Origin of the sequence: Martinezella calliandrae (assembly GCF_030272695.1) — a bacterium.
In the GTDB taxonomy this organism is placed as follows: Bacteria; Pseudomonadota; Alphaproteobacteria; order Rhizobiales; family Rhizobiaceae; genus Rhizobium; species Rhizobium calliandrae.
In genome coordinates, this window is record NZ_JARFYN010000181.1 from 1 (window position 1) to 737 (window position 737).

Here is a 737-nt window from a genome sequence, read left to right on the forward strand (position 1 = left end):
TCCATCTTGTTCATCAGGCCCGGCAACGCGGCTTCCGAAGACGACGTGCCGAGCACCAGCAGCAGTTCCTCCTTGATATACCGGATCAACGCCAGGATCGAGAAGCCGTTATAGCGCGCGACTGCGCCGAGCACGACGAGCACGAACAGTAACGACGTCAGGTAGAAGGTGCCGATCAGGAATGCCAAGTTGGCGATCGTGCCAATACCATATTTGCCGATCGTGAAAGCCATGGCGCCGAAAGCGCCGATCGGCGCGAACTTCATCAGGATCGACACCATGCGGAAGATCGGCGCCGTCAGCACCTGCAGAAAATCCAACACCGGGCGGCCGCGTTCGCCGACAGCGCCGAGCGCGATGCCGAAGACCACCGAGAAGAACAGGACCTGGAGAATATCGCCCTTGGCGAAGGCGCCGACGACAGTGTCCGGGATGATGTTCATCAGGAAGCCGACGACCGTTGCGTCATGTGCCTGTGCCGCATAGTTGTTGACAGCCTTTGTGTCCAGCGACGCCGGATTGATATGCATGCCGGCGCCCGGCTGCAGGACGTTCGAGACGATGAGGCCGACGATCAGTGCCAGCGTCGAGAATACGAGGAAATAGAGGAGCGCCTTGCCGACGACGCGGCCGAATTTCTTGAGGTCCGACATGCCGGCGATGCCGGTTGCCACCGTCAGGAAAATGACCGGCGCAATGACCATACGCACCAGCTTGATGAAGGCATCGCCGAGCGG

General features: G+C 60.2%; 1 protein-coding gene. It reads right to left on the reverse strand.

From position 1 onward, the window contains the following. Positions 1–737: cation:dicarboxylate symporter family transporter (locus PY650_RS36600; RefSeq protein ID WP_285884985.1), on the reverse strand; the 737-nt coding region annotated here is incomplete at both ends.